The following is a 21,034-nucleotide window of genomic DNA, read 5'->3' on the forward strand; positions in this document are numbered from 1 at the left end:
AACACTAATGTATAAAGGCATCCATAGCTACTGTAGGTTTGCCGCTGCTGTCAAACGCGCCCATGTTGTAGCCTTTCCAGCTTGCGTAGGCTTGCGGCTCCCAGTAATAAACGCCCAGTCCGCCTGATACTGATTTGGTTTTGGCGATCAGATCGGTAAGGAAGGATTTGCAGGTTGCCGCTGCTGATACATCCATACCGGCCTCACATATCATTACCTGCTTGCCATAACGGCTTACCATATCTTTCATGTTGGTTAAAACCTGGTTGTTTGTGGTTTGCCAGCCACTTGTTGAGGGATATACCGAAAAACCACACACATCCCACTTACCACCGTTAGCTTTAATGCCGTCGAATATCCAGCGTGTAGTAGTGTTGTTAAACCCGTTGGCCACATGCACGATCACCTTTGCCGATGGGAAGATCGCTTTGGTGGCATCGTACCCGCAATTGATCAGCCAGGCAAAATTTTTAAAATTAGTGGCTGATAACGATGCCCTGCCATCGGGCCATAGCATACCGTCACTGGTTTCGTTACCTACCTGCACATAGTCGGGCGTAATACCGTTAGATTTTATGGTGTTTAGCGTGTTATAGGTATAGTTGTAAACGGTTGACATCAGCGTAGTAAAATCCTGGCTCGCCCATGCCTCCGGTTTAGTTTGGTTGCCCGGATCAGCCCATGTATCGCTGTAATGAAAATCGATCATTATACTCAAGCCGGCGGCTTTAGCGCGTTTGCATTTAGCAACCACATCGGCCGTAGAGTTATAGGTATTGGATGGATTTACCCACACCCTGAATCGGATAGCATTGATTCCCTTGCTTTTGAGTACCGTAAATATATCCTGCTGGGTGCCGCTGCTGTTATAGAATTTTTTGCCCCCGGCCTCCTGCTCGGTTATCCAGCTTACATCGGCACCATAAGCAAAAGATGGTGCGGCTTCGGTTTTTAACCTGCTCTCCGTGGTAGACGTTACAGGTGAGGAGTTGTCAACATTAACTGATTTTTTACAAGCCGTAAAAAGGTATACGGCACAAAAAAGGACGAGAGTGATCTTTGTTTTCATAATTAAGTTTCAAGGTTAATAAATGGTGTTTTACCTGCTACAGCTCGTTTATTACTACAGGCATCTCATTGGTTAGCGTTGATATCAGCGGCCGCGTTCAATCAATACTACGCCAGATGGCAAGTGTATAAAGCAAGAAATAGATGGTATTGGTTTATAATTACAGCAAAGTAAATGCATGCATTGCTACAGGTGTTATCTCAAAACAGCTTTTATTTTGTTCTTTTTGCCTTAATTTCAATAACATAGGTGTTTTACCCTATAATTATTTTAAACAATTATGCAACACCGCGGGTTGTTATAGTTAAATAATTTACCATAAAAAACAAATAACAATGGATAGCATTAACGCCAATCAGCCCGAAGATAATATTGAAAACCTGGAAGGTAACGAAGCCTGGAAAAAGCTTAAACAGTTAGCCGAAAAAGCCGATAGCTGTTTTTTTTGCAGTAACATAAAAACCGGCCTGCCATTTTCAACCCGCCCTATGTCGCCACAAAAAATTGACGATAATGGCGACCTGTGGTTTTTAAGCTCAAACGACAGCCACAAAAATGCCGAGATAGCCGCCGATCCGTTTGTGCAACTGCTTTTTCAAAGTTCAGCGTATTCAGGCTTTTTAAACATTTACGGCATAGCCGAAATAAGTGAAGACAAAAGCAAGATTGATGAACTGTGGGACCCTATATTAAAAGTATGGTTTACCGAAGGTAAAAGCGATCCACGCATTAGCATTATCAAAGTATCGCCAACACAAGGCCACTATTGGGATAACAAACATGGCAACGCCATCGCCTTTGTTAAACAAATTGCCGGAGCTATTATGGGTACCACCATTGATGATTCGATAGAAGGTGATTTGAAAGCGTAAGTTGATTGCGAATTTCGGAAGTTAGATTGCGGAATTTTGCTTAATTAGACCATCAATCGTGTCATTTCGAACGATAGCGAGAAATCTTTCCGCAGTTTATATAGCGACAGATTTCTCCTCGTACCTCGATCGAAATGACAAAATGTTAGGTGATTGTTCAAATTCCGCAATCTAACTTCCGATTCCGCAATCTAAATAATTCCCGCTTTTTCCAGCTCTGCTTCCATTTGCTTTTGCAGCTTTTGGGCTTCGGCGCGGGCGGCATCGGCAAAGTCCTCACCGTTGGATGCGTAGATGATAGCGCGTGATGAATTGACGATCAGGCCGCAATCCTTGGTAATACCATATTTACACACATCTTCTAAACTACCACCCTGTGCGCCTATGCCGGGTACTAATAAAAAGTTATCGGGCGCACACTGGCGTATGGCGGTAAACTCGGTGCTTTTGGTGGCTCCTACCACAAACATCAGCCTGTCGGCACCGGCCCAGGTATTAGCTTTTTTGATAACGCTTTCAAACAGAAGGCCATCCGGTGTTTCCAGGTATTGAAAATCTTTACTGCCTGTTGATGAGGTAAGCGCCAGTATAATCACCCACTTACCATCGTATTTTAAATAAGGCGTAACGCTATCGTTACCCATATAGGGTGTTACGGTGATGGCATCAAAACCCATCCCGGTGTCGGCTTCATTAAAAAAGGCACGGGCATACCTGTCTGAAGTATTGCCGATATCGCCACGCTTGGCATCAATAATACTCAGTGTATCGTTAGGTATATATTTATAAGTATCAACCAGGCTTTGCAGGCCTTTAACACCATAGCTCTCATAAAAGGCGGCGTTGGGTTTGTAGGCAATACACAAATCTTTGGTAGCATCAATAATACGCTTGTTGAATTCAAGGATCGGGTCGGGGTACTGCTTTAAAAATTCGGGGATCTTATCTAAATCAGTATCAAGGCCTACGCATAAAAAGCTGCGCTTTTGTTTAATCTGTTCAATAAGCTGTTGTCTGGAGATCATGCAAAATAATTTAAGGGTCAAAAAAACTAAAAATTAATAAAACTGTTAGCCTTAAACACGATAAATATTTTTGATAATTTGCTATTTGAAAATATTTAAGTAACATTGCAACGTTTTCCTCTTTGAATTTTTCTTGCACTAAAGAAATAATTTAAAATCCGGGTATTTTTTATAACAGTTGTTTAAGTTACGAAAGTGCTGCGTTGCTAATGCGGGGATAACCTTCAAACAAAATAATTCTCTTGAACTATAATCCAAATCATGTCTGATAAGATTGAATTGAACGACAAGCTCGTATCTGAGTTGCGTGACATCGCAAAAAGCTTAGGTATAGGCGAGGCCGATGAACTTAGAAAAGCACAGCTTATTACACGTATAAAAGAGCAGCAGCAACTTATTGAAGTTGCCAAGGCTCAGCAAAGTATTGTTGAACAAAACTATACCGAAAAAACCGCCACGGCCGAACCGCAGGCAGCTACTGATGCCGACGATAAGCCGCGTAAAAGAACACGCAGTGTAAAAACAGCCAGCCCCCAGCCTGCCGGCAGGGCCGAAGTACGTGTTACGGATACCAACCTGTTTAATGATACCACCGAAGATGAAGCACCTGCCGCTGAAGAAACGCAGGAGGCTCCACAACAGGCTGCACCTGTCGCACCGGTACAACAACAAGCAGATGCCCCTGTCGCAAGACAGGACGCACCGGCCGAGCAACAACAGCGCCCTCAAAAATTTGAACGCCGTGTTAACCCTAACCAGCAAAAACAGCAGGAAGCCATCAACCTTGATTTTGATAATGTAATTATTAACGAGGGTGTATTGGAGATTATGCCGGATGGTTATGGTTTCCTTCGCTCATCAGATTATAACTACCTTACCTCTCCTGATGATATTTATGTATCACAGTCGCAAATAAAACTGTTTGGTTTAAAAACCGGTGATACCGTACGTGGCAGCATCCGCCCGCCAAAAGAGGGCGAAAAATACTTTCCGCTGGTACGCGTAGAGGCCATTAACGGCCGCATACCTGCCGAAGTGCGCGACCGTGTACCGTTTGATCACTTAACGCCGCTCTTTCCATCAGAAAGACTGAACCTGTTTACAGACGCGAACAATTACTCAACCCGTATAATGGACCTGTTTTCGCCGATAGGTAAAGGCCAGCGCGGTTTAATTGTAGCGCAGCCTAAAACAGGTAAAACCATGTTATTGAAGGATGTGGCCAACGCTATCGCTAAAAACCACCCCGAAGTATACCTGATCATCCTGCTGATTGATGAGCGCCCTGAAGAGGTTACCGATATGGCCCGCAGCGTACGTGCCGAGGTGGTATCATCAACCTTTGATGAACCTGCCGAAAGACACGTAAAAATTGCCAACATCGTTTTAGAGAAAGCTAAACGTATGGTTGAATGCGGCCATGACGTGGTCATACTGCTCGACTCGATAACCCGCCTTGCCCGTGCCTACAATACCGTTGCCCCGGCATCAGGTAAAATATTATCAGGTGGTGTGGATGCCAACGCGCTGCACAAACCTAAACGCTTTTTTGGCGCGGCCCGTAACATTGAGGATGGCGGCTCGTTAACCATCATCGCTACGGCGCTTACAGAAACAGGCTCGAAAATGGATGAGGTGATCTTTGAAGAATTTAAAGGTACCGGCAACATGGAGCTTCAACTGGATCGTAAGCTATCAAACAAACGTATATTCCCGGCTATTGATATTACCGCATCAAGTACCCGCCGTGATGACCTGTTGCTTGACCGCGACGCATTGCAGCGCATCTGGATATTGCGTAATCACCTGGCCGATATGAATTCGCAGGAATCAATGGAGTTTTTACAAAGCCAGATAAGAGGCACAAGAACCAACGAAGAATTCCTGATCTCAATGAACTCATAATAATTTAATAATCGCGAAGTTTATAAGTTAGCAAATAATTAACTTGTAACTTCGTGATTATTGATACCTTCATGGCTTGAAATGAAGCAACGCGTCAGAAAACACCTTCCGAATTTTATTACCTGCGCCAACCTGTTTAGCGGGTGCATAGGCATAGTATTAACATTTACCGGTGATAACCTGATTTTCGCTTCCTACGCCATATTCCTCTCTGCTATATTTGATTTTTTTGACGGCCTGGCCTCACGGGTGCTCCGCTCCTATTCGGGCATAGGTAAGGATCTGGATTCGCTTGCCGATATGGTGAGCTTTGGCGTTTTACCGTCGGTTATACTGTATGAATTTTTTCAGCAGGGCCCGCAATTGGGTGTGGTGAGTGATTATCTGCCCTTCGTAGCTTTCCTGATACCGGTATTTTCGGCATTGCGTTTAGCTAAATTTAATAACGATACCCGCCAGGCCGAAAGCTTTATTGGCCTGCCAACACCGGCAAATGCCATCCTGATCGCCTCTTTTCCGCTTATTTTACAGCAAATACCTAACGTTGGCGAAATATTATTTAACCCCTACGCCTTAACCGCGTTTGTGCTGGTAATGTGCGCCTTACTGGTGGCTGAGCTGCCTTTAATGTCGCTTAAATTTAAAAACCGCGACTTTAACAAGAATATTTATCGCTATTTACTACTGCTGCTTTCGGCAATATTGATACTATTTTTTAAATTTGCCGCTGTTCCGGTGGTTATCATATTTTATATCACCCTATCATTAATTCAATTCAAATTAGCAAATGATAAAGTTTCAGGCTGAGATCGATGTAATGCCCAAAAAAGAAATATTAGACCCTCAAGGTAAGGCCGTAACCGGCAGCATGAAAAACCTTGGGCTGGCCGAAATTCAAAATGTGCGCATTGGCAAACACATTACTTTAGAGATCGAGGCTGAAAGCGAAGCTGCTGCTACCGCCAAGGTTGACGAAGCATGCAAAAACCTGCTGGCTAACCTGATTATGGAAAGCTACTCGTTTACCCTGCACCAGGCTTAATTAAAGCCCGGCTTCTTTTTCCTTTTTTACCGTTTCAAGCTCCGCAAGGTTAACCGCCATGTTATCATGTACGGTTTTAAACTTTTGCACCACATCGGATGCGATTGGGTTGCCTGCTTTGCACTGTATCTCAATATCCTGCAACAGCGCCTGGCTGTTCAGCATACCAAAAAAGCCGAGGTTGGGTTTTAACTTATGGGCGGCGCTTGCGGCGGCAGGCCAATCAGCGGCGGTAATGGCGTTATTTATATTTTGCAGCAGATCAGGTGTTTGCTGTAAAAACATCTCGATGGATTCAACAATAAATTCATCACTTCCATCAGCAATTTCATACAGAAATGAAAGGTCAAGGTCCGGATTAACTGGCATAATTTAATTATAATTTACAAAGCTATAATTTTTTAACAATCAAGTTATCTTGCAGTTCATTTAGTAGCTGCAAAACATCTTTATTAAATACGGGATGTACAAAGCCCGGCGCAATTTCAGCAAGCGGCTCAAGCGTAAAACGCCGCTCATGCAGCCGTGGGTGCGGTATTTGCAGCGTAGGCGTATCAATCACCCTATCACCATAAAATAAAATATCAATATCAATTACCCTTGCACCCCAGCGTTCTCTGCGCTCCCGCCCCATCTCCTGCTCTATAGCTAAGAGGGTATTTAACAACATTTCAGGTGCTTCATCGCTGTAAAGCATAACAACCTGGTTAAGATAATCAGGCTCATCCGTTTTACCCCACGATTGCGTTTCGTAAACAGATGAGGCCACAGTTACCGCAACAACCTGTTTTTCAATACGTTTTATGGTTTCTGCCAAAAGGGTGCGTCTGTCGCCCAAATTACTCCCCAACAATAAAAATACCTGTGCCATTGTAACAAATTATAACCCGATAGCTCTTAGTGTTATATGCTGCGATTTATTAAGTTTGCATAGATAAAAAGATTAAGCGTATTTAATGAAACAATTCTTCAAATTCGTACTCGCCACGGTGGTTGGTATATTCGCGGCCACTATCATTATGGGGGTACTATCTGTAATTATATTTGCAGGCATCATCTCTTCCGCATCCGAAAAAGAAACACCAGTTGAAGCCAACTCCGTACTCACTCTCGACTTTAAAAAACCCATAGGCGAGCGCACACCCAACAATCCACTGGCTGATCTTAATTTTTTAGGCTTTGAAGAAAAAAACCTGGGCCTGAATGATGTATTGGCTAATATTAAGAAAGCAAAGACCGACGATAATATTAAAGGTATATTTTTAGACGAAAGCTATCTCTCATCAGGCCAGGCCACTACCGAAGAGATCCGTAACGCGCTGGTAGATTTCAAAAAATCAGGCAAGTTTATCATTGCTTACGGTGAAGTTTATACACAATCATTCTACTACCTGGCATCCGTAGCCGATAAGATTTACCTTAACCCGCAGGGCTTTTTTGAGTTTAACGGCTTTAATTCAGAAGTCACCTTTTTAAAAGGCTCGCTGGATAAGCTGGGCATTGAAGCGCAGATTATAAAAGTAGGCACCTACAAAAGCGCTGTTGAACCATTTTTTCTGACTAAAATGAGTGATGCTAACCGCTTGCAGGTTACCTCTTACCTTAACTCTATGTTTGGGCATTTTTTGGATGGCATCAGCAAAAGCCGGAAGATCAACCGCGACTCGTTGTTTGCTTACGCGGACAATATGCGCGTGCGTTACCCGGAAGACGCGGTTCGCTTAAAATTAATTGACGGCCTTAAATACAAGGATGAAGTTCTAAACGATCTGAAAAAACGCACCAAAACCGATTTAAAGGATGATTTGAATGCGGTTACCTTAAATGAATATGACGGTGCCCCTACTAATGGCGGTGCCGATAAAGATGGCGAGGACAGCGGATCATCACGCAACCGCATTGCCATGATCTATGCTTCGGGCGAAATAAACGGCGGCGATGGCGACGATAACACTATCGGCTCTGAAAAACTATCAAAAGCACTGCGCGAAGCCCGTATGGACGATAAGGTTAAGGCCGTCGTTCTGCGTGTTAACTCACCGGGTGGCAGCTCGTTAGCTTCTGATGTGATTTGGCGCGAGGTTGCCCTTACCAAAAAGGTAAAGCCTATTATGGTATCAATGGGTGATGTAGCTGCCTCGGGCGGTTACTATATCTCATGCGCTGCCGATTCTATTTTCGCGGAGCCAAATACCATTACCGGTTCTATCGGCATATTCGCGGTATTGCCCAACATGCAAAAGTTCTTTAACGATAAGCTGGGCATGACGTTCGACAACGTGAAAACCAGTAAATATGCTGATCTGGGCGATATATCACGCCCCCTAACCCCTGCCGAGCGCGCTATACTGCAAAACCAGGTAAACCATGGTTACGATGTATTTACCGGCGTTGTTGCCAAAGGCCGCAAAAAATCGCAGCGTTATATTGATAGCATTGGCCAGGGACGTGTATGGACAGGTAAGCAAGCGTTGAAGATAGGTTTGGTTGATCGCCTGGGTAATATTGATGATGCCGTTAAGGCCGCTGCTAAAAAAGCCAATGTTAAAAACTATAAAGTAATTGAATATCCGGAGCAGGATAGTCCGTTTAAAAGCTTTGGTTCGGCATTTAGCGCTGAGGTTAAAACACGCATCATCAAATCAGAACTGGGTGATGATTACCGTTATTACGATCAGATAAAACAGGTTAAAAGCATTATGCGCGTGCCGCAGGCCCGTATGCCGTTTAACGTGGTGATAAAATAAATAATAAAACAATTTATATACAAGCCGCCTTGTTACAGGGCGGCTTTTGTATTTTTACAGCCGAAATTTCTGCATGGAAAATAAACCTATTGCCCGTACCCTGCGCCTGCTGTCGCAACTGATGGAACTGCACGAAGAGAACAGCTTCAAGATCCGTTCGGTAGCTAACGCTGCCTTTAAAGTTGATAAACTGCCTTTTAAGGTTGCCGATAAAACACCTGCCGAACTGGAGGCTGTTGAGGGCATAGGCAAAAGTACGGCAAGCAAAATAACCGAGTTGCTGCAAACCGGTACCATTAAGGAGATGCAGGCACTCATTGAAAAAACGCCCGAAGGTGTGATGGAAATGATGGCCATTAAAGGCATCGGCCCTAAAAAAGTGGGTATTATATGGCGTGAGATGGGTATTGAAAATACCGGCGAACTGCTGTATGCCTGTAACGAGAACCGCCTGATAGAGCTGAAAGGCTTTGGCGCCAAAACCCAGGCCGAAATAATAAAGGCTATTGAGTTCCGCATGTCCAGCACCGGCAAATTCCTGTATGCGCAGGTTGAGCAGGAAGCGCATGAATTTATGGAGCAGATCAAGGCCATTTTTCCGGAAGCGTTGAAACACATCGCTGGCGAATTCAGGCGGTACAGCGAAATTATCAGTGAATTAAACATCGTTATAGGCACTAATGACCGTAACATAGCGCTTGCTACGCTCGAACAATCAAACCTGCTCAAATTCATAAAAATTATAGAGAACCATATCACGGGCGAGTTGGAGAACGGTCTTTTAGTAGATATTGTATGCGTTCAAAAAGGCGAGTATTTTAAAACCCTATTTCTCAACACCGGCAGCGATACACATGTTGACGCTGTGCTTGCCCGTCTGTCGGCACCGCTGGATCAGCCGGAGAGTGAGGAGATTATCTACAAAAAAGCAGGCCTGCAATGGATACAGCCGGAACTGCGTGAGGGCGACACTTATATTGAAAAGGCCGCTCATGATAATCTGCCCAAGCTAATCACCCTTAATGACTTGCAAGGCTCGCTGCACAACCACAGTACCTGGAGCGATGGCGTACACACCATTGAAGAGATGGCGGTTTATTGCCGGGATGTGATGAAACTGCAATATTTAGGCATGTGCGATCATAGCCGCAGCGCGGTATATGCCAAGGGCCTTAATATAGAAAGGGTACAGCAACAGCATGAGGAGATAGATCATATGAATAAAAAACTTGATGGCTTTTATGTATTCAAAGGCATCGAATCGGACATATTGGGCGATGGATCACTGGATTACCCGGAGGAGATATTGCAAAAGTTTGATTTTATAGTAGCATCAATACATGCCAATTTAAAAATGGATATTGATAAGGCCACCACCCGGCTTATCAAGGCTATTGAAAATCCATACACAACCATATTGGGCCACCCTACCGGCAGGTTGCTGCTTAGCCGTAACGGTTACCAGATAGATCATAAAAAAGTAATAGATGCCTGCGCTGCCAATAACGTGGTGATCGAGATCAACGCTAACCCGTTGCGGCTTGACCTTGACTGGCGCTGGCAACAATACGCGCTGGATAAAGGCGTTTGGTTATCTATAAACCCCGACGCGCACCGCAAGGAAGGCCATAACGATATGCAGTTTGGCGTATATGCCGCCCGTAAAGGTGGTTTATATAAAGAAAAATGTTTAAATGCCTTATCATTGCAGCAAATACAGGAGTTTTTTAAACAAAAACGCGCCTGAGCATATTTAAGAAACATTAATGCTGATCGATAAAATAACACAACTGCAGCAAACCGGCAGTAAACCCAATATACTGGTAGTGGGTGACCTGATGGTTGACCATTATATAACCGGCGGAGCTACGCGCTTATCTCCGGAGGCACCAGTACCTATTGTAAACCTAAAGGGAGAAAGCACTACCCTGGGTGGCGCGGGTAACGTGGTGCAAAACCTGACCTCGCTTGGTGCGGGTGTGATGGTTTGCGGGGTAATCGGCAATGATATTTACGGCGAACAGCTTACCCAAATTTTGCATGCTGATGGTGTTACCACCGATGCTTTGGTAATTGATAACAACCGTACAACCACTGTTAAAACCCGTGTTTTGGCAGGCAGCCACCAACTGCTCCGTATTGACAGGGAAGTTACCGATCATTTAACAGAGGATTTGCAACAGCAATTGCTTACCCGGCTTGAACCGTTGATCGGCCAGGCTGATATGGTGATATTGAGTGATTACAACAAAGGGCTGTTTTCGCCCGAGCTTACACAAAAGGTAATTAGTCTGGCTAAGGCCGAGGATAAGAAGGTAATTATTGACCCTAAAGGGTTGGATTATACCAAATACCGCGGCGCTTACATGATCAAACCTAATCGTAAGGAACTGGGCGAGGCCGCACGTGCCGCACATGTAAAAACACTTGACGAAGTTAAACTAGCTGCCAAAACCATATTTGTCCAAACAGAAGCGGAGTACCTGGTGGTTACCTTATCTGAAGAAGGTATGGTGATATTGAGCGAATTAACTCATAAATTGCTGCCGGTAAAGGCAACATCCGTATTTGATGTTACCGGCGCTGGGGATACGGTTTTGGCCGCTATAGCCTATTTTATGGCATCAGGTTTTGAGATTGATGAGGCCTGCGAACTGGGTAACCATGCCGCGGCCATCGTAATAAAGGAAATTGGAAGTGCTACTACCACTGTTGAACAAATAAAAGAGCATTTAATTACACGCCAATAATTATGGTGATCGAAGAACTATTAGAGCATCAGCAAACCTTGCAAAAGGTTATCAATATGCTCCAAGATGATATAAAAACAGCCTGCGAATTGACTGTTGCCGCCTTAAAAGATGGCAAAAAAGTACTGTTGGCCGGTAACGGCGGCAGCGCGGGCGATGCGCAGCATATAGCGGCCGAATTAACCGGTCGTTACGTTAAGGAGCGCGTATCTTTACCCGGGATTGCCTTAACCGTTGATACATCAGCACTTACGGCTATTGGCAACGATTACGGTTACGACCGCGTTTTTGCCCGCCAATTGGAGGGCTTAGGCCAACCGGGGGATTTGTTTATCGGCATATCAACCAGCGGTAATAGCGAGAGCATATTACAGGCTTTTGAAATAGCTAAACAAAAAGGCTTGAAAACGTTAGGTCTTTCCGGTCGTGACGGTGGAAAGATGAACGGTGCATGTGATTTGAACATCATCGTGCCATCAGATATTACCGCCCGCATTCAGGAAATGCATATATTGATAGGCCACATTATTTGCAAGGCCATTGACAACGCTTTTTAACGATATTCACTTATGCGCATCGATCTGGAAAAAACACTGATAAACAAAATATGCGGCGATATCGACGCGGCTAAAAAACTGGTTTCGGGCTGGCAAACCGAAGGGAATAAGGTGGTTTTTACCAATGGCGTGTTCGATCTGCTGCATATTGGGCACATTACCTACCTGGCTAAAGCAGCCGAAGCAGGTGACAAGCTAATATTAGGCCTCAATAGCGACAGTTCAGTAAAACGTATAAAAGGCGAAAGCAGGCCCATTAACGATCAAAACAGTCGTGCTGCTTTGTTGGCCGCCATGTTTTTTATAGATGCCATTATCATTTTTGGTGAAGATACCCCGCTTGACCTGATCAGTACATTGCTGCCTGATATATTGATAAAGGGCGCTGACTATTCGGTAGAGAACATTGTGGGTGCTAAGGAAGTGATAGCCAATGGCGGCGAAGTAAAAACCATTACCTTTGTTGAAGGCTACTCGTCAACCTCCATCATTAACCGGATAAAGGATCAAAACAAGGCCGGTTAAGTATGAAGATACTGGTGATCCGCTTTAGCTCAATGGGCGATATTATTTATACCACGCCTGTTGTACGCTGCCTCAAAAAGCAATTGCCAAATGCCGAGATCCATTTTTTAACCAAGCCTGCCTTTAAATACATCTATAACAATAACCCGTACCTGGATAAGTTACTGTTGTTAAAGGATTCCCTGAGCGATACTATCCGTGAGATAAAAGCCGAAAAGTACGATCATATTATTGATCTGCACAATAACCTGCGCACTACCATTATTAAACTGCGTACAGGCATACCGGCATCAACCTATAAAAAGCAGCGCTTACGTAAATGGCTCAGCCTTAAGTTTAAATTGGACTTAGTACCGCATAAGCATTTGGTTGACCGCTACCTGGAAACAGTGAAATTTTTAGGGATAGTGAATGATGGCGAACCTATCAATTACTACATCAACGGGCAGTATAACCTAACTGATTTACTGCCTGTATCACACCAAAACGGCTTTGTGGCCTTTATAATTGGCGCTACCCACTTTACCAAGCGGATGCCCAATTACAAGATCATCAATATTTGCAGGCAGCTTAGTCAACCCGTTATATTATTAGGCGGTAATGATGTGGCCGCCAATGGCGATGAAATAAGCGCCGCGATTGGTAGCCGCACCATCAATCTATGCGGCAAAATCACGCTCGATCAATCTGTTTTCCTGGTATCGCAGGCTAAAAGTATTATTGGTTTTGATACCGGCCTTACCCATATTGCCGAGGCCTTTAACAAACCTATCGCCTCTGTTTGGGGCGGCACCACGCCCGAACTGCTTGGCGTACAACCCTACCAGGTTGATAAAACTTTAGTAGCTGGTATTGACCTTCCCTGCCGCCCCTGCTCAAAATTCGGCTTGCCCAAATGCCCGCTGGGCCATTTTAAGTGCATGAATGATATGCCCGAAGCCCCGATAGCTGATTTTGCCAATAGTTGACCATGTTGATACGGCTTAAAAACAAAAGCCATATTTTGCAGTTAAAATCATATAAACGATCTCATGAAAAAGCTGTTACTGATACGCCATGCGCAAGCTACCCACGAAAGTGGATATACTGATTTTGAACGCCCGCTAACGCCCAAGGGTATCAGGGAAGCTACTGCCATGGCCGGGCGTGTTAAGGCAAAGGGCATTATCCCTGAGTTACTTATATCCAGCCCCGCTTTGCGCACCATGGGTACAGCCGATATTTTTACCGAACATTTATCCATACACCAGCCTCATACTGATAAGGAGATTTATGATGCCGGCACCAAAACGCTGCTCGAGGTAATTAGCCGTTTCAATGATAATGCTGATTTTATTGCTTTGGTTGGGCATAACCCCGGAATTAGTGAGGTATTATATTACTTTACCGGCTCGCCGCAGCAAATGGATACAGCGGGCGTAGCCTTAATAGAGCTTGATCTGAATAGCTGGGCCGAGGTTACCGAGGATAGCGGCAAACTGGCATTTTACGATGCGCCTTAACCCAAACGGTACACCTTACCCGGCAGAGAAGTAATATAACCCTGCATTTCCATATTTAACAGTACCATAGCGAGTTGGCTCATGGGCATGGCGGTTTTTATGGTAAGTTCATCAATAGCCAGTGTTTTATGCTGCTGTAAAATACTGACCACCAAACGTTCATCCTCCGGTAAATCAATAGGCATGGCCAGTTGCTGTTTGGGTTTAGCCTGGCTGTTTTCCCACCCTAAACTGTAAGCTATATCGGCCATACAACTTATCAGCGCGGCTTTATTGTTGCGTATCAAAAAGTTACACCCTTCTGAAAACTCATCGCCCAGCCTGCCGGGGAAAGCAAATACATCACGGTTGTAAGAGTTAGCTATCTCCGCGGTAATAAGCGCGCCTCCTTTTATGCTGGCCTCAACCACTATGGTAGCATCGGCAATACCCGCCACAATACGGTTACGCGCCGGGAATTTCTCCCTGTCCGGCCGGGTGCCGGATGGATATTCGGTCAGTATACCGCCATTCTCCAGCATCCTTTCAGCAACCGATTTGTTTTGGCTGGGGTAAAGCCTGTCGTGTCCGTGGCCTAAAACGCCTATGGTTGGTACGCCCAGTCGCAGGCATTCCTTGTGCGCGGCCACATCAATACCCAGGGCAAGCCCGCTTACTATCAGCACGTTGTATTGCTGTAGTTCTTCGATCAACTGACGGCAAAGCTGGCGGCCATAGTCCGTTGCGTTACGGGTACCTACTATGCTGATCACATGCTGCTTGTTCAGATCGGCATTGCCACGACTATACAATAGTAAAGGTGCATCGTTACAGTTTTTTAACCGCTTGGGATAGCGCGGATCGGTATATAAAAATACATCAACCTGATGCTTTTCGATAAACTTCATTTCCGCTTCGGCCTTACGCAGGGCCTCGGCAAAGTTTAATTGCGCTACCGTTTTTTCGCCTATACCAGGCACCTTCATCAAGCGTTTCTCGTTACCGGCAAACACCTTTTCGGCATCGCCAAAGTAAGCAACTATGATTTTTGAAAGCGTAGCACCAATATTTTTAAGATTGGTTAAGGCGATTTGATGAAGTAGCGACATGGTATTTAAGTAGCCCGAAGATAAATATCAGGCCAATTACATCCTAATTATTTTAGCATTTAAAATAAACTATAAAAATAGTTTGCAAACTACAATCATAGTTTATACATTTACAACTATAAAAATAGTTTGCTTTATATAATGAAAGAATTGACCAAGGCCGAAGAACAGGTGATGCAGATACTATGGCAGCTAAAGGAGAGCATAGTAAAAGATATTATTGAACAAATGCCGGAGCCGAAACCGGCTTACAACACGGTATCAACCGTAGTGCGGGTACTGGAAAGCAAAGGTTTTGTTGACCATAAGGCTTATGGCAACTCGCATGTTTATTTTCCGCTGATGAGTGAGGATGAGTATAAAAAATTCAGCCTCAATAAAATAATGAGCAATTATTTTGATAACTCTTACAAAAGCCTGGTATCCTTCATCGCCGATGAAAAAAAGCTGGGTGTTAAGGAGTTGAATGAACTGGCCGAATTGATTGACAAACTTAAAAAAGAGAAGAAATGAACTGGCTGTATTACCTGTTAGAGGCCAACCTTTACCTGGCCTTGTTTTACGCCATGTACCTGGTGGTACTGCGTAACGAAACCTATTATACCGCTAACCGCTGGTATCTTTTAATTACAAGCATACTTTCATTCGCGCTGCCCCTTATGCAGATCGGCTGGTTAAAACCTGCAGAAGCTGTTACACAGGTGAGTTTTGTAGACAGTAATTTAAGCTTTACCCCTACCGCTAACGGTACAAACTTAGCAACGGTACCCGCCTCAGTAAATGTGGTTTGGACTGATGTGGTGCTGGTAGTATATGCATTAGGCGCAGGCCTGGCAACCCTACTGTTTTTAATTAAGCTTGTTAAGCTGTACCGGTTAGTAAACCAAAGCCACCGGGTTAATTTGAAGGATTATACACTTGTAGAAATTGACGTTCAAAACACCGGCTTTTCCTTTTTTAACTACCTGTTTATAAGTAAAAATCAGGCGGATAAGCATACCATTATTACGCACGAACTGGTGCACATCAGGCAAAACCACTCGGCTGATATAATTTTTATAGAGTTGCTGAAGATCATCAACTGGTTTAACCCCCTGATACACCTGATGCAAAACAGCCTTAAAACGGTACACGAATATATTGCCGACGAACATACCGCCAACAAAGAAACGGACAGCCTAACCTATTCTTCCTTTTTGTTAAATAATGCCTATGGCTTACAGGGCCCTGCAACCGCTAATTCCTTTTTTAATAGTAACCTTTTAAAAAACCGTATAATTATGTTAAACAAACCACGTTCAGGTAGCGCAGCAAGGCTGAAATACCTGTTTATTTTACCTGCCTTAGCAGGCATGTTGGGGCTCTCTACTTTAGCTTTTAGTAAAGATTACCGGACTTTTGACTTACTGGCTAAGCAACGCATCGCTGTTACCGACGATCAATCACCTAAAAATGAAGTACACCCGGTTGATACCGGTTTCAAAATTCCACCGCCGGATGTAGTTAAAAATGATTTTACTGCTTTGACCAATTACCTGGGTAAACACATTAAATTTCCTGCATCAGAAATTAACAGGACAAAGTATGCGGGTTTAAGTATAAGTTTTGATGTGGATAAAACAGGTGCGGTAAATACTGTAAGATTGTTAGCACCTGCCAAAAATGTTTTGGGTAACGCCGCTGTAAGTGCTTTTAATACATTTCCGGGTAAGCTGAATGTTAAATCCGGCACCTATATATTGGGCGTAAACTTTGTTACCCTTGCACAAAACTATGTGCGTTTTCCGGAGCCGTCCATTACTAAAAATGCCAACTTTGTAGGTACGATTACCATTTTAGGTATGGATAAAGAGCAGAAAAAAAAGCTGAAGGAAAAATCTGTATCTGCTGTTAAAAAGCCAAATTCGTCTGTACAAATACCTGAGCCTAAAATTGAGCGGATCTCTTTTAAAAATACCGACGATTCTGACATCAAGGCTTTTAATAAATATTTGAGTCAAAACATCCACTATCCAAAAACTGATTATGATAATAAAGTAACCGGCCGTGTATTTGCGCAAGTTATAACGAATGCCGATAATAATATTACAGATGTAAGGGTACTGAGAGCGCCAAGCAAAACACTTGAAGAAGAAGTGATTAAAGCAATAAAAGCCTACAAAGGCAAGTTACCTGGCAAAAAAAGCAATAATGCTGATTATACCGTACCTGTTTCTTTTAATCTTGCCGACAGAGACGGCAAGATGTTAACTGAAAAAAGTATAATTGATAATAACACCCCTAAATCAAATCAGCAGAAGAAAAGTACGAATGTGAATACCGAAGCAGTTCATTACTCACTTAATGAGATAGCGATTATCGCGTATCTGCCTAAAAGTTAACCCTTAACATATACCACCTGCTTGGTTTCAAAAAACTCTTCATCAAAGTAGTTTTTGAGGTGATATTGCTTCACACTCAAGCCCGATTCTTTAATTTCCTCGGTTAAGTCGCCGCCTTTAAGGTATAATATTCCGTTAGGTAAACGGTTGCAGCCTTGTTTGTAGAACTTATTTTTTACCCAGGGATAAAATTCCTTTAAACGTGTTACCGCCCGCGACACCACGAAGTCGAATTCTTCTTCTATTTGTTCGGCGCGGGCGTGGGTGGCCTTCAGGTTGTTCAGGCCAAGTGCCTGGGCAACTTCGGTTACAACCTTGATCTTTTTACCGATAGAATCAACCAGGTGAAATTTTGTTTCGGGAAACATTATAGCCAGCGGAATGCCCGGAAAGCCGCCACCGGTGCCTACATCAAGTACATTTTCGCCGGATTTAAAGGGCATTACCTTGGCTATTCCTAATGAATGCAGTACGTGCCTTTCGTATAACTGATCAATATCCTTGCGAGATATAACGTTGATCTGGCTGTTCCAATGCGTATATAATTCGGGCAGTTGTTCAAACTGTGCTAACTGCTCCGGTGTAATTTCAGGAAAGTATTTTAGTAGAATTTCAGATGTCATCCCGGTTATAACGGTTAATAATATTACCTAACAAGTAGCGCGCCCTGAATAACTGCGCCTTTACCGTACCCAACGGCAGGTCGAGGTGTTGGGCTATCTCCTCGTACGATAGCTCATCAAAGTATCGCAGCGTTATCAGGTTACGATAGCGCAAAGGTAAGCCTTCAATCAGTTGCTTCAGCTCCTTGGTTTGCTGTTTTTTTATAGAAGTTTCCTCCGGGTTTAGCGTATCCGCCTTTATTTGCAATGGTTTTTCCTCTCCCTCGTCATCCATCATCCCATGGATCGACATGGTATTGAGTTTCTTTTTCCTGATAAAATCGATGCAATTATTAGTAGCTACCCTAAATAACCAGGTGCTGAAAGCGTAATCCGGCTGATATTTGTCCAGTTTTTCAAAGGCTTTGGCAAAGGTTTCAACCATCAGGTCCATGGCATCTTCCTTGTTATTTACCATCTTCAATATCATAAAGTAAATGGAATCCTTGTAGCGTACCATCAGGTCGGCATAGGCCTTCTGGTCGCCCTGCCTTGCCTTTACAACCAGGTGAAAGTCGTTCTTGGCATTCTCAGTAAAGTTGGTATTTATTTCCATTGGGTAGTCTTTATAAATGTCCCAATCAGTCCAAAAACATTTAAATATACGTAATAAATCAGGTCGAGGATTGGTAAATAAAGCAACAAGTCTGCTGCTTTTAAGTTTTTTAAGATTTTATTATAAATTAATATTTGTGTTATCAAACGCAATAAATACAAGCCCGAAACCAGCAATGGCTCCACCTTAAATACTATACATAACACCAGCGATACATAAAATAAAAAGCCGCTCATGGCATCCCAGCTCAACATGCGGCGGTGTTTGTTTTTGTACAATTTACCCACCCCCATGTGGCGCTTTTTTTGGCGGTACCAACCCTTTAACGTGGTTTTTGACTGGGTGTACATAAAGGTGTCCGGATGTATCTCAATGATAGTATTACCGGCCGTGGCGTTCTGGTTCACAAAAAGATCATCATCGCCCGGCAAAACATGCATGTGCGCCGCGAAGCCTTTATTGCTGAAAAATAAGGTTTTAGTATAAGCCAGATTGCGGCCAATACCCATATACGGATCCCCGCGCAACGCGGCAGATAAATAGCTGATAGCGGTTTTTATAGTTTCAAAACGGGTAAAGGTATTGATGATGCCGCCGGCTTTGTAATAGGGCGAGTAACCCAAAACTATCTGTGCTTTGGTATTAAAATTATTGGCCATGCGCAATACCCAATTGTCTGACGATGGTGTGCAATCCGCATCCGTAAACAGCAAATGTTCGTTTTTTGAAGCTTTAATGCCCAGGGTAAGCGCGAATTTTTTACCGGTTTTAAAGCGGGCATGCTCCGTAATAGTTACCACTTTAAGGTGCTTGCAGGTGTTTTGCAGTTCTAACAACAGCAGGTCAGAATCATCAACCGAGCAATCATTTACTACCACAACTTCAAAATCAGGATAGTTTTGTTCGAGAATAAGAGGAAGATTGTACTTTAAATTGTCGTACTCATTACGTGCGCTGATGATAATGGATATGGGGATATTTACCTGTGGCAGTTCCTCCAACGGCTTATAACCGGCAAGCCTGCTATGGTAATTTACCAGGTAATACAACTGACTGATAAAACAGATCTGAAAAAATAAGAGCAGCGCGTCGAGTAAATACGTTTCCAACCGAAAATTTTATAGCTGCAAAGTTGTTAAAAATCAACCGATATCAGGCGATATCCGCCTAAAAATAAACAAATAATTAGTGTATAGTTATTTGTTATTTTTGCACTCTCATAATGAAATTTACTTTAGCAGCACAAGATAAGTTTTCTAAAGCCCGGGCGGGCGAGATAACTACCGATCACGGCACCATACAAACCCCCATTTTTATGCCTGTAGGCACGGCGGGTACTGTAAAAGCCGTACATCAGCGCGAACTGGCTGATGATATTAAAGCACAGATCATATTAGGTAATACCTACCATTTATACCTGCGGCCGGGCCTCAATACCATTGAGCAGGCCGGCGGCTTACATAAATTTAACGGCTGGGACAAGCCCATTTTGACCGATAGCGGCGGTTACCAGGTGTATTCGCTTACGGATGTGCGCAAAATAAAGGAGGAAGGCGTTACCTTCCGCTCGCATGTGGATGGCTCAAAACATTTGTTTACGCCCGAAAATGTGATGGATATACAGCGCATTATTGGTGCTGATATTATTATGGCCTTTGATGAGTGCACACCCTACCCCTGCGATTACCGGTATGCCAAAAACTCCATTGAGATGACGCACCGCTGGCTTAAACGCTGCTGCGAACGCTTTGATACTACGGAGCCTAAGTATGGTTACAGTCAAACCCTGTTCCCTATTGTACAGGGTTCGGTATATAAAGATCTGCGGGTGCGCTCGGCCGAAGTTATCGCCTCATTTGAGCGTGAGGGCAACGCCATAGGCGGCCTTTCGGTAGGTGAACCGGCGGAAGAAATGTACGCCATGACAGAAATTGTATGCGATATATTACCGGAGCAAAAACCACGTTATTTAATGGGCGTAGGTACACCGGTTAACATACTCGAAAACATTGCCCTGGGCGTAGATATGTTTGATTGTGTGATGCCTACGCGCAACGCCCGCAATGGCATGCTTTTCACTAAAAACGGTATCATCAACATCAAGAACGAGAAATGGAAGAACGATTTTACGCCTATTGAGGCGGAGAGCGACCTGTTTGCCGATACGGCGTACAGCAAGGCCTATTTAAGGCACCTTATTCACTCGGGCGAAATGCTGGGCGCGCAGATAGCCACGCTGCACAACCTGCACTTCTATTTATGGCTGGTTGAGCAGGCCCGTGAACGCATCATCGCAGGCGATTTTTACGACTGGAAAAACAAAATGGTTAAAACCCTGGGGCAACGTTTATAA

22 protein-coding genes are annotated in these 21,034 nt (G+C 43.8%); 14 read left to right on the top strand and 8 right to left on the bottom strand.

What is annotated here, in order from left to right:
• Positions 1–4 precede the first annotated feature (4 nt).
• On the bottom strand, positions 5–1,069 hold the full coding sequence (locus AC3WJC_RS11470; RefSeq protein WP_492399247.1) for a glycoside hydrolase family 53 protein: 1,065 nt from the start codon (positions 1,067–1,069) through the stop codon (positions 5–7).
• A gap of 335 nt (positions 1,070–1,404) precedes the next feature.
• Between AC3WJC_RS11470 and AC3WJC_RS11475 the strand changes: the two genes are divergently transcribed.
• On the top strand, positions 1,405–1,941 hold the full coding sequence (locus AC3WJC_RS11475; protein ID WP_492399248.1) for a pyridoxamine 5'-phosphate oxidase family protein: 537 nt from the start codon (positions 1,405–1,407) through the stop codon (positions 1,939–1,941).
• 191 nt (positions 1,942–2,132) lie between these two features.
• Here the strand turns inward: AC3WJC_RS11475 and pyrF are convergent, their stop codons facing one another.
• A complete protein-coding gene (gene pyrF / locus AC3WJC_RS11480) occupies positions 2,133–2,963 on the bottom strand; it encodes an orotidine-5'-phosphate decarboxylase (RefSeq protein WP_492399913.1) in 831 nt (276 codons plus the stop codon).
• Positions 2,964–3,227: 264 nt separating this feature from the next.
• On the opposite strand from pyrF, the gene rho reads away from it, so the two are divergent.
• From rho to purS, 3 genes are all read left to right on the top strand, one after another.
• Complete coding sequence (rho, locus tag AC3WJC_RS11485) at positions 3,228–4,871, top strand: transcription termination factor Rho (protein WP_492399249.1); 1,644 nt, start codon at positions 3,228–3,230, stop codon at positions 4,869–4,871.
• An 81-nt stretch (positions 4,872–4,952) separates the two neighbouring features.
• Entirely contained in the window at positions 4,953–5,678 is a 726-nt protein-coding gene (locus tag AC3WJC_RS11490) for a CDP-alcohol phosphatidyltransferase family protein (protein ID WP_492399250.1), read from the top strand.
• The gene (purS, locus tag AC3WJC_RS11495) at positions 5,659–5,913 is read left to right on the top strand and encodes a phosphoribosylformylglycinamidine synthase subunit PurS (RefSeq protein ID WP_492399251.1); all 255 of its coding nucleotides are present in this window, start codon (positions 5,659–5,661) and stop codon (positions 5,911–5,913) included. The genes AC3WJC_RS11490 and purS overlap by 20 nt, the downstream gene beginning before the upstream one ends.
• On the opposite strand, the gene AC3WJC_RS11500 is transcribed toward purS, so the two are convergent.
• Together AC3WJC_RS11500 and folK are read right to left on the bottom strand one after the other, a co-directional pair.
• Complete coding sequence (locus AC3WJC_RS11500) at positions 5,914–6,282, bottom strand: Hpt domain-containing protein (protein ID WP_492399252.1); 369 nt, start codon at positions 6,280–6,282, stop codon at positions 5,914–5,916.
• A 22-nt stretch (positions 6,283–6,304) separates the two neighbouring features.
• On the bottom strand, positions 6,305–6,784 hold the full coding sequence (folK, locus tag AC3WJC_RS11505) for a 2-amino-4-hydroxy-6-hydroxymethyldihydropteridine diphosphokinase (protein ID WP_492399253.1): 480 nt from the start codon (positions 6,782–6,784) through the stop codon (positions 6,305–6,307).
• Positions 6,785–6,869: 85 nt separating this feature from the next.
• On the opposite strand from folK, the gene sppA reads away from it, so the two are divergent.
• The 7 genes from sppA (at position 6,870) to AC3WJC_RS11540 (ending at position 13,994) form a co-directional block, all read left to right on the top strand.
• Positions 6,870–8,660, top strand: coding sequence for a signal peptide peptidase SppA (gene sppA / locus AC3WJC_RS11510; RefSeq protein ID WP_492399254.1), 1,791 nt, complete (start codon positions 6,870–6,872; stop codon positions 8,658–8,660).
• 73 nt (positions 8,661–8,733) lie between these two features.
• The gene (locus AC3WJC_RS11515; RefSeq protein ID WP_492399255.1) at positions 8,734–10,407 is read left to right on the top strand and encodes a helix-hairpin-helix domain-containing protein; all 1,674 of its coding nucleotides are present in this window, start codon (positions 8,734–8,736) and stop codon (positions 10,405–10,407) included.
• 19 nt (positions 10,408–10,426) lie between these two features.
• Positions 10,427–11,410: a D-glycero-beta-D-manno-heptose-7-phosphate kinase gene (rfaE1, locus tag AC3WJC_RS11520; RefSeq protein ID WP_492399256.1), complete on the top strand. Its 984-nt coding sequence runs from the start codon at positions 10,427–10,429 to the stop codon at positions 11,408–11,410.
• A 2-nt stretch (positions 11,411–11,412) separates the two neighbouring features.
• Positions 11,413–11,967 (top strand): D-sedoheptulose 7-phosphate isomerase, encoded by a 555-nt coding sequence (gmhA, locus tag AC3WJC_RS11525; RefSeq protein WP_492399257.1) that lies wholly within the window; start codon positions 11,413–11,415, stop codon positions 11,965–11,967.
• A gap of 12 nt (positions 11,968–11,979) precedes the next feature.
• Complete coding sequence (rfaE2, locus tag AC3WJC_RS11530) at positions 11,980–12,492, top strand: D-glycero-beta-D-manno-heptose 1-phosphate adenylyltransferase (protein ID WP_492399258.1); 513 nt, start codon at positions 11,980–11,982, stop codon at positions 12,490–12,492.
• Positions 12,493–12,494: 2 nt separating this feature from the next.
• Positions 12,495–13,460 (top strand): glycosyltransferase family 9 protein, encoded by a 966-nt coding sequence (locus tag AC3WJC_RS11535; protein WP_492399259.1) that lies wholly within the window; start codon positions 12,495–12,497, stop codon positions 13,458–13,460.
• Between the two features lie 63 nt (positions 13,461–13,523).
• Positions 13,524–13,994 carry a SixA phosphatase family protein gene (locus AC3WJC_RS11540; RefSeq protein WP_492399260.1) on the top strand — a complete coding sequence of 157 codons (471 nt, stop codon included), beginning with the start codon at positions 13,524–13,526 and terminating at the stop codon, positions 13,992–13,994.
• Here AC3WJC_RS11540 and dprA read toward each other — a convergent pair.
• A complete protein-coding gene (dprA, locus tag AC3WJC_RS11545; protein WP_492399261.1) occupies positions 13,991–15,082 on the bottom strand; it encodes a DNA-processing protein DprA in 1,092 nt (363 codons plus the stop codon). The two genes, AC3WJC_RS11540 and dprA, sit on opposite strands and share 4 nt — an antisense overlap.
• A 141-nt stretch (positions 15,083–15,223) precedes the next feature.
• Here dprA and AC3WJC_RS11550 point away from each other — a divergent pair, with 141 nt between their 5' ends.
• Both AC3WJC_RS11550 and AC3WJC_RS11555 read left to right on the top strand, forming a co-directional pair.
• Positions 15,224–15,595, top strand: a complete 372-nt coding sequence (locus AC3WJC_RS11550) for a BlaI/MecI/CopY family transcriptional regulator (RefSeq protein WP_492399262.1) — start codon at positions 15,224–15,226, stop codon at positions 15,593–15,595.
• Positions 15,592–17,463 (top strand): M56 family metallopeptidase, encoded by a 1,872-nt coding sequence (locus AC3WJC_RS11555; RefSeq protein ID WP_492399263.1) that lies wholly within the window; start codon positions 15,592–15,594, stop codon positions 17,461–17,463. Before AC3WJC_RS11550 ends, AC3WJC_RS11555 begins: the two co-directional genes overlap by 4 nt.
• Here the strand turns inward: AC3WJC_RS11555 and rsmG are convergent.
• From rsmG to AC3WJC_RS11570, 3 genes are read right to left on the bottom strand one after another with little or no spacing between them, the layout of a single operon-like run.
• Positions 17,460–18,086 carry a 16S rRNA (guanine(527)-N(7))-methyltransferase RsmG gene (gene rsmG, locus AC3WJC_RS11560; protein ID WP_492399264.1) on the bottom strand — a complete coding sequence of 209 codons (627 nt, stop codon included), beginning with the start codon at positions 18,084–18,086 and terminating at the stop codon, positions 17,460–17,462. The genes AC3WJC_RS11555 and rsmG overlap by 4 nt on opposite strands.
• Complete coding sequence (locus tag AC3WJC_RS11565; RefSeq protein ID WP_492399265.1) at positions 18,076–18,681, bottom strand: RNA polymerase sigma factor; 606 nt, start codon at positions 18,679–18,681, stop codon at positions 18,076–18,078. The genes rsmG and AC3WJC_RS11565 overlap by 11 nt, the downstream gene beginning before the upstream one ends.
• Entirely contained in the window at positions 18,672–19,790 is a 1,119-nt protein-coding gene (locus AC3WJC_RS11570; protein WP_492399266.1) for a glycosyltransferase, read from the bottom strand. The genes AC3WJC_RS11565 and AC3WJC_RS11570 overlap by 10 nt, the downstream gene beginning before the upstream one ends.
• A 113-nt stretch (positions 19,791–19,903) precedes the next feature.
• Here AC3WJC_RS11570 and tgt point away from each other — a divergent pair, with 113 nt between their 5' ends.
• On the top strand, positions 19,904–21,034 hold the full coding sequence (gene tgt / locus AC3WJC_RS11575; RefSeq protein WP_492399267.1) for a tRNA guanosine(34) transglycosylase Tgt: 1,131 nt from the start codon (positions 19,904–19,906) through the stop codon (positions 21,032–21,034).

The sequence above is a fragment of the Mucilaginibacter sp. FW306-07-L genome (assembly GCF_058782065.1).